Annotated in this window: 17 protein-coding genes and 1 pseudogene; 8 read left to right on the top strand and 10 right to left on the bottom strand. The window is 72.5% G+C overall.

Annotated features, from left to right (window positions below):
- The 3 genes and pseudogenes from C4U44_RS29690 to C4U44_RS29700 all read left to right on the top strand — a co-directional run.
- Positions 1-500 (top strand): annotated as a pseudogene (locus C4U44_RS29690) (NF041680 family putative transposase); the annotation flags it as partial.
- A gap of 27 nt (positions 501-527) precedes the next feature.
- Positions 528-779, top strand: coding sequence for a Scr1 family TA system antitoxin-like transcriptional regulator (locus tag C4U44_RS29695; protein ID WP_103889136.1), 252 nt, complete (start codon positions 528-530; stop codon positions 777-779).
- Positions 776-1,021, top strand: a complete 246-nt coding sequence (locus C4U44_RS29700; RefSeq protein WP_103889137.1) for a DUF397 domain-containing protein — start codon at positions 776-778, stop codon at positions 1,019-1,021. The genes C4U44_RS29695 and C4U44_RS29700 overlap by 4 nt, the downstream gene beginning before the upstream one ends.
- On the opposite strand, the gene C4U44_RS29705 is transcribed toward C4U44_RS29700, so the two are convergent.
- The 4 genes from C4U44_RS29705 to C4U44_RS29720 form a co-directional block, all read right to left on the bottom strand.
- Positions 1,000-1,329, bottom strand: coding sequence for a hypothetical protein (locus C4U44_RS29705; protein WP_103889138.1), 330 nt, complete (start codon positions 1,327-1,329; stop codon positions 1,000-1,002). The genes C4U44_RS29700 and C4U44_RS29705 overlap by 22 nt on opposite strands.
- 150 nt (positions 1,330-1,479) lie before the next feature.
- On the bottom strand, positions 1,480-2,046 hold the full coding sequence (locus C4U44_RS29710) for a DJ-1/PfpI family protein (RefSeq protein WP_103889139.1): 567 nt from the start codon (positions 2,044-2,046) through the stop codon (positions 1,480-1,482).
- Between the two features lie 120 nt (positions 2,047-2,166).
- Entirely contained in the window at positions 2,167-3,144 is a 978-nt protein-coding gene (locus C4U44_RS29715; protein ID WP_235032453.1) for a methyltransferase domain-containing protein, read from the bottom strand.
- A gap of 198 nt (positions 3,145-3,342) precedes the next feature.
- Complete coding sequence (locus C4U44_RS29720) at positions 3,343-4,821, bottom strand: MFS transporter (RefSeq protein WP_103889140.1); 1,479 nt, start codon at positions 4,819-4,821, stop codon at positions 3,343-3,345.
- 161 nt (positions 4,822-4,982) lie between these two features.
- On the opposite strand from C4U44_RS29720, the gene C4U44_RS29725 reads away from it, so the two are divergent.
- Entirely contained in the window at positions 4,983-6,029 is a 1,047-nt protein-coding gene (locus C4U44_RS29725; RefSeq protein WP_235032454.1) for an Lrp/AsnC family transcriptional regulator, read from the top strand.
- A 183-nt stretch (positions 6,030-6,212) separates the two neighbouring features.
- Here the strand turns inward: C4U44_RS29725 and era are convergent, their stop codons facing one another.
- On the bottom strand, positions 6,213-7,184 hold the full coding sequence (era, locus tag C4U44_RS29730; protein WP_103889141.1) for a GTPase Era: 972 nt from the start codon (positions 7,182-7,184) through the stop codon (positions 6,213-6,215).
- Positions 7,185-7,422: 238 nt separating this feature from the next.
- Here era and C4U44_RS29735 point away from each other — a divergent pair, with 238 nt between their 5' ends.
- Together C4U44_RS29735 and C4U44_RS29740 are read left to right on the top strand one after the other, a co-directional pair.
- Positions 7,423-8,781, top strand: a complete 1,359-nt coding sequence (locus C4U44_RS29735; RefSeq protein WP_103889270.1) for an ammonium transporter — start codon at positions 7,423-7,425, stop codon at positions 8,779-8,781.
- Entirely contained in the window at positions 8,778-9,116 is a 339-nt protein-coding gene (locus tag C4U44_RS29740) for a P-II family nitrogen regulator (protein WP_103889142.1), read from the top strand. Before C4U44_RS29735 ends, C4U44_RS29740 begins: the two co-directional genes overlap by 4 nt.
- A 63-nt stretch (positions 9,117-9,179) precedes the next feature.
- On the opposite strand, the gene C4U44_RS29745 is transcribed toward C4U44_RS29740, so the two are convergent.
- On the bottom strand, positions 9,180-9,563 hold the full coding sequence (locus tag C4U44_RS29745; protein WP_103889143.1) for a cytidine deaminase: 384 nt from the start codon (positions 9,561-9,563) through the stop codon (positions 9,180-9,182).
- 114 nt (positions 9,564-9,677) lie between these two features.
- Here C4U44_RS29745 and C4U44_RS29750 point away from each other — a divergent pair, with 114 nt between their 5' ends.
- Entirely contained in the window at positions 9,678-9,887 is a 210-nt protein-coding gene (locus tag C4U44_RS29750; RefSeq protein ID WP_146088387.1) for a hypothetical protein, read from the top strand.
- 106 nt (positions 9,888-9,993) lie between these two features.
- On the opposite strand, the gene C4U44_RS29755 is transcribed toward C4U44_RS29750, so the two are convergent.
- On the bottom strand, positions 9,994-10,878 hold the full coding sequence (locus tag C4U44_RS29755; RefSeq protein ID WP_235032455.1) for a helix-turn-helix transcriptional regulator: 885 nt from the start codon (positions 10,876-10,878) through the stop codon (positions 9,994-9,996).
- Between the two features lie 94 nt (positions 10,879-10,972).
- Between C4U44_RS29755 and C4U44_RS29760 the strand changes: the two genes are divergently transcribed.
- A complete protein-coding gene (locus C4U44_RS29760) occupies positions 10,973-12,388 on the top strand; it encodes an MFS transporter (protein ID WP_103889146.1) in 1,416 nt (471 codons plus the stop codon).
- Between the two features lie 241 nt (positions 12,389-12,629).
- Here C4U44_RS29760 and C4U44_RS29765 read toward each other — a convergent pair whose 3' ends face one another.
- The 3 genes from C4U44_RS29765 to C4U44_RS29775 are packed head-to-tail and all read right to left on the bottom strand — an operon-like array spanning position 12,630 to position 15,547.
- Complete coding sequence (locus tag C4U44_RS29765) at positions 12,630-13,928, bottom strand: hemolysin family protein (RefSeq protein ID WP_103889147.1); 1,299 nt, start codon at positions 13,926-13,928, stop codon at positions 12,630-12,632.
- Between the two features lie 19 nt (positions 13,929-13,947).
- Positions 13,948-14,442 carry an rRNA maturation RNase YbeY gene (ybeY, locus tag C4U44_RS29770; protein WP_103889148.1) on the bottom strand — a complete coding sequence of 165 codons (495 nt, stop codon included), beginning with the start codon at positions 14,440-14,442 and terminating at the stop codon, positions 13,948-13,950.
- A 13-nt stretch (positions 14,443-14,455) separates the two neighbouring features.
- Positions 14,456-15,547 carry a PhoH family protein gene (locus tag C4U44_RS29775; RefSeq protein WP_235032456.1) on the bottom strand — a complete coding sequence of 364 codons (1,092 nt, stop codon included), beginning with the start codon at positions 15,545-15,547 and terminating at the stop codon, positions 14,456-14,458.
- Positions 15,548-15,569 lie beyond the last annotated feature (22 nt).

The raw sequence follows: 15,569 nt of genomic DNA on the forward strand, positions 1-15,569 counted from the left end.
ACCTGTCGAAGGAACGGGACGCTCCACCACTGTGGTTATGGTCCTCCAAGACCGGTGCCACCCCCGACGATGTGAACCGCTTCTGGCAGGCATTCCTCCGCCGCTTCGACCTGGAGCACACCTTCCGCTTCGCGAAGCAGACCCTCGGATGGACCACCCCGAAACTCCGCACCCCCGAGGCCGCGGACCGCTGGACCTGGATCCTGATCGTCGCTCACACCCAGCTCCGGCTCGCCCGGCCCCTCGCCGCGGACCTCCGCCAGCCCTGGGAGAAACCCGCCGCCTCCGGCCGGCTCACCCCGGCCCGGGTCCGCCGGGGGTTCAGGAACATCCGCGCTCATCTCGCCTGCCCGGCCCGTGTTCCCAAACCCCGAGGGGCCGGTCCTGGACGGCCACCCGGCGCCAAGAACAAGCACCGGGCACCCCGCTACGACGTCGGCAAAACCGTCAAACGCCCCGACACCCTCAAAGCCATCGGCAAGCCCGGAAGATCTTGGTAGATAAAGAACAAGCTGACGGTCGGTGCCATGCGCTACGTGACGGTCCAGGTACTCCCGTTGACATACGGTTCGCACGCTGGGTACGACGGCTCCATGACGGTGCTGGAGACTCCGGAGCGGCGCCTGCTGGCCTACCTGGAGGCACAGGGCCACAGCTTCCTGGTCGAAGATTGCGACAAAGTCAGTGAACTCAACCAGCGCTATGGGATGGTCCGTTCGCAGGCGCTTAGTGTGAGGGAGTCCGCGAAGGTGATCGAGCAGATGGCAGGAGAGCTATGACCTCCGAGCTCAGCTGGTTCAAGAGCAGCTACAGCGGAAGCGCGGGCGGCGCCTGCGTCGAAGTCGCCCTGGACTGGCGCAAGTCCAGCCACAGCGGCAGCGAGGGCGGGGAATGCGTCGAGGTCGCGGCCTGCCCGCACACCGTCCACGTGCGGGACTCCAAGGACCCCAAGGGCCCCGCCCTCGCCTTCCCCGCCGACGCCTGGGTCGCCTTCGTGGCCTACGCCGCCGCGCGCGCGTAGAAACGGACCACGTCGACCAGGGCCGTCACCAGGACCAGCACCACGGAGCACCCGAAACCGAGCAGCCCGGTCGCGATCCACTCGACCGGACGCCAGTCCGTGCAGGCGAACAGCGGTGAGCAGCCGGGGTCCTGCGGAGTGACCGGCGGGCTCTTCATGCCGAGCCCGATGACGGCGCAGAACACGGAGACCACGCCCGCGGCGGACAGCAGGCTCCACCGGATCCACCGCGGGCCCCACCACGACACGATCCACCCGGCGGCGATCACCCCGGGCATGACGAACACGTAGTCGCTGACTATTCCCACACCGCATCCCGCGACATCGAGTTCCGGCCGATCTGCCGTGGGGCGACGGCGGCCGCCCGTGCCGACCCACCCTACCGAGGGCTGCCCGACCGGCAGGCGTCCGGCCGATCCCCCGGCCGGACGCCCCGCGTCGTCCGGGCCCCACCTCCGCTAACCCGCGGGGGCGGCCTTGCGCAGCACCTCCAGGAACGCCCGCATCCAGGCCGGGTGGTCCGGCCAGGCGCGGGCCGAGACCAGGTTGCCGTTGACCACGGCCTCGCCGTCCTCGTACTCCGCGCCGGCGTAGCCGATGTCGGGTTCGAGTGCGGGGTAGGCGGCCGTGCGGCGGCCGGACAGGGCGCCCGCGGCAGCGGAGATCAGCGGGCCGTGGCAGATCTGGGCGACCGGCTTGCCCTCGGCGAAGAAGTGCTCCACGATCCGCCGCAGCCGCGGGTCGTTGCGCAGGTACTCGGGCGCGCGTCCGCCCGGGATGACCAGGGCGGCGTACCCGGCCGGGTCGACCTCGTCGAAGCCGAGGTCGGCGGGCCAGGTGTAGCCGGGCTTCTCGGTGTACGTGTCGAAGTCGTCGACGAAGTCGTGCACCACGAACTGGAGCTTCTTCTTCGTGGGCGCCGCGATGTCGACCGCGTAGCCCTCCTCCAGCAGCCGCTGGTAGGGGTACATGACTTCGAGGGACTCGGCGGCATCCCCGGTCACCAGAAGGATCTTCACCGTCATTGGTCGGATTCCCTTCGCTCCTCGGCACGCCGCTCCCGGCGCCCTCCCCCACGATCCCGCAAACCGCCGCGAATGCCCCCGGCCGTTCAGGGCGTTTCGGATCACCGATTCCGGCCGGCCTCAGCCGACCTCGGCGACCAGCAGCCGCAGCCCGACGTCGAGGTGCGGCTCCTCCCGCAGGTGCCCGTGCTCCCGGTCCCAGCTCCCCGTCTCCAGGTCGCGGGCGAGCCGGGCCACCACCTCCGCCACGCGTGCGGCGTCCATACGGGCGAAGCCGCTGGTGGCCGCGCGGGCGCCGGGGTCGAGCACCGCCTCGGGACGGTTCCAGAACGAGAGGATGAACCCGTCGGTGCAGTCCGCGGGAATCGGCACGGTGACCACCCGCGTCGGCGCCTTCAGTTCCCTGACCAGGCGGGCGATCGACGGGAACTCGTGCCGGTCGCGCGCGACCACCTCGGGGACGTAGTCCCGGAGCAGCCACATGTCCGACTCGACGTCGACGTCGATCGTCAGCAGCACGATCCGCCGGCGCGCGACCCGGACCAGTTCGGCGAGGCCGCGGTCCACGTCCGCCCAGTGGTGCATCGTCAGCACGGCCATGGCCGCGTCCGCGGTGCCGTCGGCCAGCGGCAGGCTCTCCGCGACCCCGAGGACGGCCGGGGGCAGCGCCGGATCACGTTGCAGGGTCATCGCCGTCGACGGCTCGACGGGGATCACCGGGCGGTCCGTGGGCTCGTAGGACCCGGTGCCGGCGCCGACGTTGACCACCGTCCGGGCGTCGCCGAGCGCGGCGTGCACGGCGGCCTCGATGCGCGGGTCGGCCCGCCGGTAGGCGGCGTAGCCGCGGCCGATCGTGTCGTAGCGCACGCCCCCGGAGGACATCGCCGTCACCAGGGTCTTCAGCTGCGCCCACGACGCGAAGCCGTGCTCGCGGGCGACGACGAGCTGGGCGGCGGCCAGCGACCGGGTCAGACCGGGCGCGTGGGTGGCGAGGCGGGCGAGCGCCTCCGGCCGGTCGGCCCGCAGTTGCCGCAGCAACAGCTTGGCGTCGCGCCGGAGATGCTCCAGATCAGGACGGGCAGGCAGAGCAGAGGTCACGGTCGACCACCTTCCTGGTGCCTCGACGGGTCCGCGTCAGGTCGAGCACAGGAGGGTGGTGACGGAAGAAGGCCGAGCACGCCCCGGGGTGGGCGTGTCGCCCGATCTGCGGACCAGACGCGGCCCCGGCCGCGCTGACGCCCACAGTACAACGGCTCGCGCCCGGCCTCACCCGCGTTTCTTCTACCGCCCGTTGACCTACTGGGGCGACGTGCCGAGCGCCGCGCCGCCGTTCACCGCGAGGTCCTTCGCACCGCCGGCCGGGGCGTCCTGGGGAGCCCGGTCACCGTGGGCGGCCCGGTCGTCCGGGGCGCGGCGGACCGTCGCGAAGACCACGGCCCCGCCGGCGAGGGCGGCCAGCGCGGAGGCCAGGAAGATCCGGTCGAGCCCGGAGGCGTAGGCCGCGTGGAGGTCACCGCCATGGGCGGTGACGTGGCGGAGCCTGGAGCTGAACATCGAGCCGAACAGCGCGATGCCCAGGCTCATGCCCAGCTGCCGGAAGGTGTTGACGGCGCCGCCCGCCATCCCCGAGCGGTTCAGCGGGACCGCGTCGACCGCGGTGGAGACCAGCACCGGCATCGACAGCCCGACCCCGACACCGACCACGGCGAGCCCGGCGTACAGCGAGGCCGCGTGCGACCCGGCCGACACCGACTGCCACAGCAGGGCCGAACCCGCGGCGACCAGCACCAGCCCGCCGCCGATCGGCACCGCGGGCGCGAAGCGGTGGGCGTGCTTCCCGGCCACGGCGGCGACCACGAAGGAGGCGCCGGCCAGCGGCATCAGCGCCAGGCCGCCGCGGATCGGGCTGAGGCCGAGCACGTTCTGGAGCCACAGCGAGACGTAGACCAGCCCGCTGAACGCGGCGGCCTGGTAGAGCAGGGAGGCCCCGAGCAGCCCGGAGAAGGTGGGCCGGCGCAGAAGCGACAGGTCCAGCATCGGGTGGGCGGAGCGCAGTTCGGCCACCACGAAGGCGACGGTGGCCACGGCGGCCACCACGAAGGACGTGAGGGTCGGACCGTCGGTCCAGCCGTGGTCGCCGCCCCGCATCAGCGCGTAGGTGAGCGCCGCGGCGGCCAGCGTGAAGGTGACGGCGCCCGGCACGTCCAGCCGGCCGGCGCCGCGGCGGCCCTCGGGCAGCACGCGCAGGGTCAGGACCACGGCGACGACCGCGATCGGCAGGTTGACCAGGAAGATCGCCTGCCAGCCGAAGCCCTCCGTGAGCAGCCCGCCGAGCACCGGTCCGAGCGCGGCCGCGGCGCCGTTGACCGCGCCCCACACGCCGAAGGCGGTGCCGCGGTCGCGGCCGTGGTATGTCGTGGCGACCAGCGCGGCCGAGGTGGCGAACATCGCCGCGCCGCCGACGCCCTGCACCGCCCGCGCGGTGATCAGCGTCGCGGCGTTCGGCGAGAGCGCCGCCGCCAGCGAGGCCAGCGCGAAGATCACCAGGCCCACCACGTAGAGCCTGCGGTGTCCGAAGAGGTCGGCGAGCGACCCGGCGGCGAGCAGCAGCGCGGCCAGCGCCAGGGCGTACATGTCCATCACCCATTGCAGGGAGGAGAAGGACGCGTTGAGGTCGGACGCCATGCTCGGCAGCGCGACGTTCACGATGGTGACGTCGACCAGCAGGATGAAGGCGCCCAGGCAGATCGCCACGAGGGGCAGCCACTTGCGCATGGGTGGGACTCCGTTCCGGTTTCCGGGGTGGTTCGGGGTGGTGCGGCGAGAGGTGCACGGGAGTGCACCGGTGGTGACCGCTTCACGATGCCCACGGCTCGCGGCGAACCCCAGCCACGGCGGCCTTGGCGGCGTATTCCGACATCGCCTAGCCTGGAGCGGTGGAATCCGACGTCTCCTCCGGCGGCAACCCCGGCTCTGACACCGACCCGGACGCGGCCTGGAGCCCCCTGGCCGCCCTCGACGCCCTCGACCGGCAGATCGTGCACGCGCTGCAGGTCGACGGCCGGGCGCCCTTCAACCGGCTCGCGCAGGTGCTGGGCGTCTCGGACCAGACCGTCGCCCGCCGGTACGCCCGGCTGCGGCGCGAGGGCGCGGTGCGGGTGCTCGGGCTGACCGACCCGCTCCGGCTCGGCCTGACCCCCTGGCTGGTCCGGGTGCGCTGCACGCCCGACGCGGCCGCCTCGATCGGCGAGGCGCTGGCCCGGCGCACCGACACCCGCTGGGTGAGCCTGACCTCCGGCGGCACCGAGATCTTCTGCGTCACCCACGCCGCGCGGGCCGGGGAGGCCGACGCGCTGCTGCTGCAGAAACTGCCGCGCACGCCACGGGTGGTGGGGGTCGCCGCGCACGCACTGCTGCACGTCTTCTTCGGCGGGGACCACAGCCCCGTCAGCCGCACCGGCCCGCTCGGGCCCGACGAGATCCGCGCGCTGACCGCGCCGGACGCCCCCGCCCGGCCGCCGGACACCTCCGAGCCGGTCCGGCTCGGCCCCGCCGACCACCGGATGCTGGAGGTTCTGGCGATCGACGGGCGCACCTCGGCGGCCGACCTCGCGACCGCCACGGGCTGGTCGCAGACCACCGTACGGCGCCGGCTGTCGGAGCTGCGGTCGTGCGGGGCGCTCTACTACGACCTGGACTTCGGCGGCGGCCGGCTCTTTCCCGAACTGCGCACCGGGCTCTGGCTGGAGGTCGATCCGGCGTGCCTGGCGGAGGTGGGGGCGGCGCTGGCCGGGCACCACCAGATCGCCTTCGCGGCGGCGATCACCGGGAACGCGAATGTGTACGCGTCGCTCACCTGCAAGGATCCGGAGGCGCTGTACCGGTATCTCACCGGCCCCATCGCAGCGTTGCCCGGTTTGCGCCGGACCGAGACGGCGCCGATCCACCGTCTCCTCAAGGGCGCGGGCCCCTTCCCCCTCTGAGCCCTCCCGCCGCAACAGTTCAGGCCGCGCCTACCCGCGCCCCCTGGTCGGTGACCCTCTTTTCGCGGAGGGACCCGCACAAACCCAGGGGCGCGGGGAACTGCGCGAGCAACCCACCACCGGCAGGTGGTCCCTCAACCGGCAGGACGGGGCAGCCGGGTGGGTCAGGGGCACCCGGGAGGGTCAGAAGCCGAGCTTGCGGAGCTGCTTGGGGTCGCGCTGCCAGTCCTTCGCCACCTTGACATGAAGATCGAGGAACACCGGCGTACCCAGCAACCCCTCGATCTGGTGGCGGGACTTCATCCCGACCTCCTTGAGGCGGGCGCCCTTGGGGCCGATGATGATCCCCTTCTGGCTGGGCCGCTCGATGTAGAGGTTCGCGTGGATGTCGAGCAGCGGCCGGTCCGCGGGCCGCCCCTCGCGCGGGATCATCTCCTCGACCACCACCGCGATGGAGTGCGGGAGTTCGTCCCGTACCCCTTCGAGCGCGGCCTCGCGGATCAGCTCGGCGACCATCACCTGCTCGGGCTCGTCGGTGAGGTCCCCCTCCGCGTAGAGCTGGGGGCCCTCCGGCAGGAGCGGGACGAGCAGGTCGGCGAGCAGGCCGACCTGGGTGTCGCCGACCGCCGAGACCGGCACGATCTCGGCCCATTCGAGCCCGATCTCCTGGCCGAGCCGGTCGACCGCGATGAGCTGCCGGGCGAGCTGGTCGGCGTCGACCAGGTCGGTCTTGGTGACGATCGCCACCTTCGGGGTCTTCCTGATCCCGGCCAGCTCGCGCGCGATGAAGGTGTCGCCCGGGCCGAGCTTCTGGTCGGCGGGCAGGCAGAAGCCGATCACGTCGACCTCCGCCCACGTGGTGCGGACCACGTCGTTGAGCCGCTCGCCGAGCAGGGTGCGCGGCTTGTGCAGCCCGGGGGTGTCCACCAGGATCAGCTGCGCGTCGGGCCGGTGCACGATCCCGCGCACGGTGTGCCGGGTGGTCTGCGGCCGGTTGGAGGTGATGGCCACCTTCTGGCCGACCAGAGCGTTCGTGAGGGTGGACTTGCCGGCGTTGGGGCGGCCGACGAAGCAGGCGAAGCCGGACCGGTGCGGCGACATGCCGGCGGGCCCGGCGGTTCCGGCGGAGGGGGTACGAGCGCTCATGGCCCCCATTCTCCCCGATACCGCAGAGGTGTACGGACACCGCTCGATCGAGCGGCCCCGGCCCCGGCCCGGGCCCCGGCGGGACGTGAGGAGCCGGAAACGCGGCGGCAACACGAAACACCGCGGAAACACGTACGCCCACGTCCGGTAACGCGTACGCCCGACGCTCGTGCTAGCCGCCGACCGAAGGGACCCCTCCGTGCTGCTCCTGTCCGCCGGCCACGCCCCCTCCCTCAGCCCCTCCCGCGTGCCCCTCGCTCCGCTCGCCGCCCCCGCCGCCCACCACCCGGTCATCAGTGCCGGGGACACCGCCTGGCTGCTGGCCGCGACCGCGCTGGTGCTGCTGATGACCCCGGGCCTGGCGCTCTTCTACGGCGGGATGGTCCGCAGCAAGAGCGTGCTCAACATGCTGATGATGAGCTTCGTCTCGATCGCGCTGGTCACGCTGGTCTGGCTGGTGGCCGGCTACACCCTCGCCTTCGGGCCGGACGCGGGCGGGCTGGGCCTGATCGGGAACCTCAGCCACCTCGGCATGCACGGCGTCGGCCCGGACGACGTCACCAAGCACGTGCCGACGCCGCTGTTCGCCGCGTTCGAGCTGTCCTTCGCGATCATCACCGCCGCGCTGATCAGCGGGGCGATCGCCGACCGGGCCCGGTTCAGCGCGTGGGTGGTGTTCGTCCCGGTGTGGACGCTGGCCGTATACGTCCCGGTGGCGCACTGGGTGTTCGCGTCCGGCGGCTGGGTGGTGGACCGGCTGCACGCGCTGGACTTCGCGGGCGGCACCGTGGTCGAGGTCTGCTCCGGCGCGTCAGGGCTGGCCCTGGCGATGGTGCTCGGGCCGCGGCTGGGATTCCGCAGGGATGCCATGCGCCCGCACAACCTGCCGCTGGTGCTGCTGGGCGCCGGGCTGCTGTGGTTCGGCTGGTTCGGCTTCAACGCCGGTTCCGCGCTGGGCGCCAACGGGCTGGCCGCCTCGGCGTTCCTCAACACCCAGGCGGCCGGGTGCGCCGGGCTGCTCGGCTGGCTGGTGGTGGAGAAGCGCAGGGACGGCCACGCCACCACGCTCGGCGCCGCGTCCGGCTCGGTCGCCGGCCTGGTCGCGATCACCCCGGCCTGCGGCAGCGTGGACCTGCTCGGCGCGGTCGTGGTGGGTCTGGCCGCCGGCGTGCTCTGCTCGTACGCGGTGAGCTGGAAGTTCCGCTGGGGCGTGGACGACTCGCTGGACGTGGTGGGCGTGCACCTGATGGGCGGCGTCGTCGGCACCCTGCTGATCGGCCTGTTCGCCTCCGCCACCCTGACCCACGGCCCGCGGGGCCTGTTCTACGGCGGCGGCCTCGGCCAGCTCGGCCGGCAGGCGGTCGCGGTGGCCGCCGTCGGCGCGTACGCGTTCACGGTGACGTACGGCATCGGCCGGGTGATCGACCGGCTGATGGGCTTCCGCGCGAGTGAGGAGGAGGAACGTACCGGTCTGGACCTGACCGTGCACGCCGAAACCGCCTACGATCACGGCGTACTCACCCACGGGATGGCGGGCGGGGCACCGTTCCCGGGCGGCGCCGGGCACCTGCTCCCGGCCCCGAAGGACAGGAGCCCACTGGCATGAAGCTGGTCACCGCCGTCATCAAGCCGTACAAGCTGGATGACGTGAAGACGGCGTTGCAGGAGCGGGGCGTGCAGGGCCTGACCGTGACCGAGGCCAGCGGCTACGGGCGGCAGCGCGGGCACACCGAGGTGTACCGGGGCGCGGAGTACCGGGTGGACCTGGTGCCGAAGGCGCGGATCGAGGTGCTGGTCGAGGACGCCGAGGTGGACGCGGTGATCGACGCGCTGGTGGCGGCGGCCAGGACCGGGAAGATCGGCGACGGCAAGGTGTGGGCCGTGACGGTGGACACGGCGGTGCGGGTGCGGACCGGGGAGCGCGGCCCGGACGCCCTGTAGCGGACGCTCCCGCGCCCACCGCCTCCACGGCGCGAGGGACTGCCCCGGGACCCGGGGCCCGGCTCAGCCGGCGGTGACGGTGAGCCGCAGGGTGCCGTCCGGGCCGGCGAGCAGCAGCGGCGTGTCCGGGCCGCCCAGGTCGCGGACGGCGGCACGGTCGGCGTCCGCCGGGGCCTCGGCCGCGGTGACCACCGCGGCCGCCTCCAGCGACTTCGCACCGCTGGCCACGGCCATCGCGACCGCGGTCTGCAGCGCCGTCAGCGGCAGGGACGGGAGGTCCACCGTGCCGGCCACGTAGGTACGCCCGGTCTCGTCGCGGACGGCGGCGCCCTCCGGCACACCGTTGCGGGCCCGGGCGGACCTGGCGAGGGTGAGGAGCTTGCGGTCCTCGGGGTTCTCGGGGGCGGCGGGCGGCTGCGTCTGCGGCTCGGTCATACGCGCGATCATAGGACGTTCACCGCACAGGCCGACCCGAGGCGCCGTCACTCTTCGTCACCAAAGATGCGCACGCGGCGACCGCCGCCTAACCTCTTCAGGAGCAATGCCCTCTTCTGAGGAGATGTGGGTGATTCCACGATGCTGCTGCACATGCCCCTCGTCATCGCACTCGCCGCGGCCACGTTCTTCCTGAGCCGCAAGGCCGAACTCAAGGTGACCCACGCACTGGCCTGCGGTGCCTTCGGCTTCTACCTGGCCGACACCAGCCTGGCCACATCCATCCACTCCGCCAGCGCCAACATGCTCGGCATGATCGGGCAGATCGGCTTCTGAGCGCGGCCCGCCTCTCCCGGCGGTCGGCGGGTCAGCGGGTCAACGGGCCTCGGCCCGGCGGTCAATGACCCGGCGTTCGGTGGCCCGGCGTTCGGTGGCCCGGCGGTCAGCTCGCGCGCTCGTCCCGCAGCGGGACCAGCGCACCCCGCCGGCCCTCCCGCCCGGCCAGCCGCTCCAACTTGCCCGCGGTCTCCGCGCCGAGCGGGCTGTGCACCACGATCACCAGGTCCGGGCGTGCGGCCAGCCGCAGTTGGGTGCTCTCGAAGTGCAGGGTGCCCACCACCGGGTGGGTGATCCGCTTCTCCAGCTGGCCACTCGGCTGGATGTCCCCGCGCGCCCACAGCCCGGCGAACTCGGGGCTGAGCGCGGAGACATCGGCGACGATCCGGTGGAAGCCCTCGTCGCCGGGGAACTCCGAGGCCGCCGCGCGGTACTGCGCCACCACGGTGGCCGCCACCGAGTCGACGTCCTCGACCATCGAGCGGAAGACCGGACTGGTGAAGAAGGAGACCAGGCAGTTGCCGGTGTCGTCGGTGAAGCCGAAGGCGCGCCCGGCCGCGTCGTTGTACGCCACGATGTTCCAGTAGGCGTCCATGATGTGCGCCGGGTACGGCATCCACCCGTCGAGCAGCCGGTACAGCCCCGCGCACACGTCGATCTCCGGAGTGGCCTCCGGCAGCGGCGGGTTGAGCCCGGCGAGCACGTAAAGGTGGCGCCGCTCGGGCCCGTTGAGCCGCAGCACCCGCGCGACGGCGTCGAGCACCTGCGGCGAGACGGTGATGTCGCGGCCCTGCTCCAGCCACTGGTACCAGGACGCGCCGACCCCGGCGAGCACCGCGACCTCCTCGCGGCGCAGCCCCGGCGTCCGCCGCCGGGGACCGCCCGCGGGCAGTCCCGCCTCGGCGGGCGACACGCGTGCGCGCCGGCCCTTCAGGAACTCGCGCAACTCCTGCCGGCGCCGCTGATCCGCCGCTGCCCCTGTCCCCGCCACTGGCTCCCCCTCGGCCGTCGGCCCGGCTGGTGGTCCGACCACCAGCATAAGCTGCGGCTCCCCAACGCCGGCCCGTCCGCCGGATGGTGGCCGCATGGCAACCGACACCACGGCGACCACGAGGTCGCCCCGCCCCCCGGCCGGACCCGAGGCGCAACGGCTCGGCACCCGCGCCCGGTTGATCCTCTTCGTGCTGTGCGCGGCCCAGTTCGTGGTCGCGCTCGACTTCTCCATCCTGAACGTGTCGCTGCCCGTGCTCGGCGCCGACCTCGGCATGAGCCAGGCCAACCTCCAGTGGGCGGTGACCGCGTTCGCGCTGCCGTCGGGCGGCTTCCTGCTGCTCTTCGGGCGGATCGCGGACCTCTACGGGCGGCGCCGGCTCTTCCTCACCGGCCTCGCGCTGTTCGCCGTCGCCTCCCTGCTGGCCACGCTGGCGTGGAACCCGGCGGCGTTCCTGGCCGCGCGCTCGCTGCAAGGGCTCGGCGCGGCGATGATCGTGCCCACCGGCATGTCCCTGCTGACCACGACCTTCCCCGAAGGCCCGCAGCGCGAGCGGGCGTTGGGCATCAGCGGCACCTTGCTGTCGCTGGGCTTCACCATCGGGGTGGTGCTGGGCGGCACCCTCACCGACGCGTTCGGCTGGCGCTCCACCATGGGGCTGCTCGCGGGCGTCGCCGTGCTGGTGCTGGCCGGGGCGCCCGGCCTGCTCACCGAGTCCCGGCACCCGTCCCGGCCGCGGATCGACGTGCCCGGCGCGGTGACGGTCACCGGCGGGCTGCTCGCGCTGATCTACGCGCTGTCGACCGCGGCGCAGCGCGGTTTCGGGGACCCCGCGGTGATCGCGACGCTCGTGCTCGGCCCGGTGCTGCTGGGCGCGTTCGCGGTGATCGAGTCGCGGACCGCGGAGCCGATGGTCTCGCTGGCGATGCTGGGCCGCCGCAGCGTGGCCTTCGGCAACCTCGCCGGGCTGACCACCTTCGCGATGATGAGTTCGGTGGTCTTCCTGATCACGCTCTATCTCCAGGACGTGCGGGGGCTGTCCGCGTTCCGGGCCGGGCTGGTCTTCGGCGTGCAGGGCGTGTTCGCCGCGGTGACCGGGATGACCGCGGCGAGGGTGATCGGGCGGATCGGGGCCCGCGCGACCGTCCTGACCGGGCTCGCCGTCCAGGCCCTGCTCACGCTGCCGCTGGTGCTGATCGGTTCCGGTTCCTCCGGGACGTGGCTGGCCATGGCGGCGATCTCGCTCGCGTGCGTCGGTCACCTGCTGGTCGTCGTCTCCTACGGGATCACCGCGACGTCGGGGGTGCCCGATCATGAGCAGGGGCTCGCGACCGGGCTCGTCACCAGCTCGCAGCAGGTGGGGCTCACGGTCGGGATTCCCCTCCTGTCCGCCCTCGCTGCCGGCCGAGCCGATTTCCTGAGCGGAGCTCACCTCGCCCTCGGGGTGGACGCGGCGGCCGTCTGCGCGGTAGCCCTGCTCGTCGCGGCCGGCCTCCCCCGCAAGCAGTAGCGGGGTGCCCCTGACCCCCCAGGCTGCCCCGTCCTGTGGACTACGGGACCTTGCGGTCCGTGGGTGGCTTGTCGCGCAGTTCCCCGCGCCCCTGGGTATGTGCGGCTCCCTCCGCGAAAAGAGGCCAACCCCCAAGGGGCGCGTGGGGGCACCTCCCAGCCGCCAGGCTGGGGGAGAACTGCGCGGGAACCCACCACCGGCAGGTGGTCCCTCAACCGGCGGACCGGGGCACCCTGGAGGGTCAGGCGCCCTCAGCCGCGCTGACCGGCTCCACCAGCACCGTACCGATCCGGTTCCGCCGCCCCGCCTGGGTCTCCGCGGTGAGCCGCAAGGCAACCGCCCCGTCCGGACCGACCACCGAGGGATCCACCGGCAGCGGCACCACCGTGACCGCCCCCGGAATCGGCACCCGCCCCAGCGACTTCGCCAGCAGGCCGCCGACCGTCTCCACGTCGTCGTCGTCCAGCGGTACCCCGTACAACTCCCCCAGATCCCCGATGTCCAGCCGCGCGGTGACCCGGAACCGGCCACCGCCCAGCCGCTCCACCGGCGGCGTCTCCCGGTCGTACTCGTCGGTGATCTCCCCGACGATCTCCTCCAGGATGTCCTCGATCGTCACGATGCCGGCGGTGCCGCCGTACTCGTCCACGACCACCGCGACGTGGTTGCGCTGCTGCTGCATCTCCCGCAGCAGATCCCCCGCGTTCTTGGTGTCCGGCACGAAGGACGCCGGCCGGATCAGCGAGGAGACCTGGTCCGACTCGGCCTCGCGGTTGATGTGCACCCGCCGCGCCAGGTCCTTGAGGTAGACGAAGCCGACCACGTCGTCCTCGCTCTCCCCGGTCACCGGGATCCGGGAGAAGCCGCTGCGGAGCGCCAGCGTCATCGCCTGACGGACCGTCTTGAACCGCTCGATCATGACGAGTTCGGTCCGCGGCACCATCACCTCGCGCACGATCGTGTCGCCCAGCTCGAAGACCGAGTGCACCATCCGGCGCTCCTCGTCCTCGATCAGCGACTCGGACTCGGCGAGGTCGACGGCCGCGCGCAGTTCCGCCTCGCTCGCGAACGGCCCGCGCTTGAAGCCCCGCCCGGGGGTGAGCGCGTTGCCGAGCAGGATCAGCAGCCCCGGCACCGGACCCATCACCCGGGCCAGCGGCAGCAGGACGTACGACGCGGCGGTCGCGGTGTTCATCGGGTGCTGGCGGCCGATGGTGCGCGGCGAGACGCCGACCGCCACGTACGACACCAGCACCATCACGCCGATCGCGACGCACAGCACCTGCCAGGTGCGGTCGAAGTGCCGGTCCGCGACAACCGTGATGAGCACGGCCGCCGCGGTCTCGCAGGCGACCCGCAGCAGCAGCGCCACGTTGAGGTAGCGGGTGGGGTCGGACGCGACGGCGAGCAGGTTCGCCGCGCCGCGCCGGCCCGAGCGCAGCGCGTCCTCGGCGCGGAACCGGGAGACGCGGGCCAGCCCCGCCTCGGCGCACGCCGCGAGCCAGGCGACGATGACGAGCAGGACAGCGAAGACGATCATGACGGTGCTGCCGCGGCCGTCAGCGGGTGGTGGGCGCGGGCGAGGGGCCCTCGACACCGCGCTCGGCCCGCCAGCCGTCCAGGATCGCCTTCTGGAGGCCGAACATCTCGGCCTTCTCCTCCGGCTCCTCGTGGTCGTACCCGAGCAGGTGGAGGACGCCGTGCACGGTGAGCAGCTGCAGCTCCTCGTCCATGGAGTGCTTCGTCGGCGCCTCCTCACCCTGCTTCTTCGCCACCTCCGGACAGAGCACGATGTCCCCGAGCAGGCCCTGCTCGGGTTCGTCGTCCTCCTTGCCGGGCCGCAGCTCGTCCATCGGGAAGGACATGACATCGGTGGGGCCCGGGAGGTTCATCCACTGAAGGTGGAGCTGCTCCATCGCGGGGGCGTCCACCACGATCACCGAGAGTTCGGACAGCGGGTGGATGCGCATCCGGTGCAGGGCGTAACGCGCGGCGTCGAGAACCGCCTCGTCGTCGATGTCCCAGCCGGACTCGTTGTTGACGTCGATCGCCATGGTGGTGGGGTGCTTACCTTCTCTTCGACCCTGGGGCGTTGGCGCGGGCGCGCCCGGCGTCGTGGCCGCGCGCGGGCTCCTCCTCGGCCTGGGCGTTGTCGTAGCGCTCGTAGGCGTCCACGATGCGCCCGACCAGCTTATGGCGGACCACGTCGGTGCTGGTGAGCCGGGAGAAGTGCACGTCGTCCACGTCGAAGAGGATGTCCTGCACCTGGCGCAGGCCACTCTTGGTGCCACCGGGCAGGTCGATCTGGGTGATGTCGCCGGTGATCACGATCTTCGAGTCGAAGCCGAGCCGGGTCAGGAACATCTTCATCTGCTCGGCGCTGGTGTTCTGCGCCTCGTCCAGGATGATGAACGCGTCGTTGAGCGTGCGGCCGCGCATGTACGCCAGCGGGGCGACCTCGATGGTGCCGGCCGCCATCAGGCGGGGGATCGAGTCGGGGTCGAGCATGTCGTGCAGCGCGTCGTAGAGCGGGCGCAGGTACGGGTCGATCTTCTCGTAGAGGGTGCCGGGCAGGAAGCCCAGCCGCTCGCCGGCCTCGACCGCGGGACGGGTCAGGATGATCCGGTTGACCTGCTTGGACTGGAGGGCCTGCACGGCCTTCGCCATGGCCAGGTAGGTCTTGCCGGTACCGGCCGGGCCGATGCCGAAGACGATGGTGTGCCGGTCGATCGCGTCGACGTACCGCTTCTGGTTGACCGTCTTGGGACGGATGGTGCGGCCGCGGCTGGAGAGGATGTTCTGGGTGAGGACCTGAGCGGGCGTCTCCGCCTCGCCGTCAGCCGACTTCCCGTTGGCCCGGAGCATCGCGATGGAGCGCTCGACGGCGTCCTCCGTCATGGGCTGGCCGGTGCGCAGCACCAGCATCATCTCGTCGAACAGCCGCTGGACCAGTGCCACGTCGGCGGCGTCGCCGACCGCGCTGATCTCGTTGCCCCGGACGTGGATGTCGACGGCCGGGAACGCCTGCTCGATCACCCTGAGAAGGGCGTCACCGGAGCCCAGGACGGTCACCATGGGGTGCTTGGCCGGGACGACGAAGTGGGCGCGCGCCTGCTGCGGCTGCGGCTGCTGCGGCTGCTGGGTCGGTGTCTGAGTCATGGGCCGGCGCTAGGGCCTGCTC

The sequence above is a fragment of the Actinacidiphila yanglinensis genome, assembly GCF_900107965.1.
Taxonomy (GTDB): Bacteria; Actinomycetota; Actinomycetes; order Streptomycetales; family Streptomycetaceae; genus Actinacidiphila; species Actinacidiphila yanglinensis.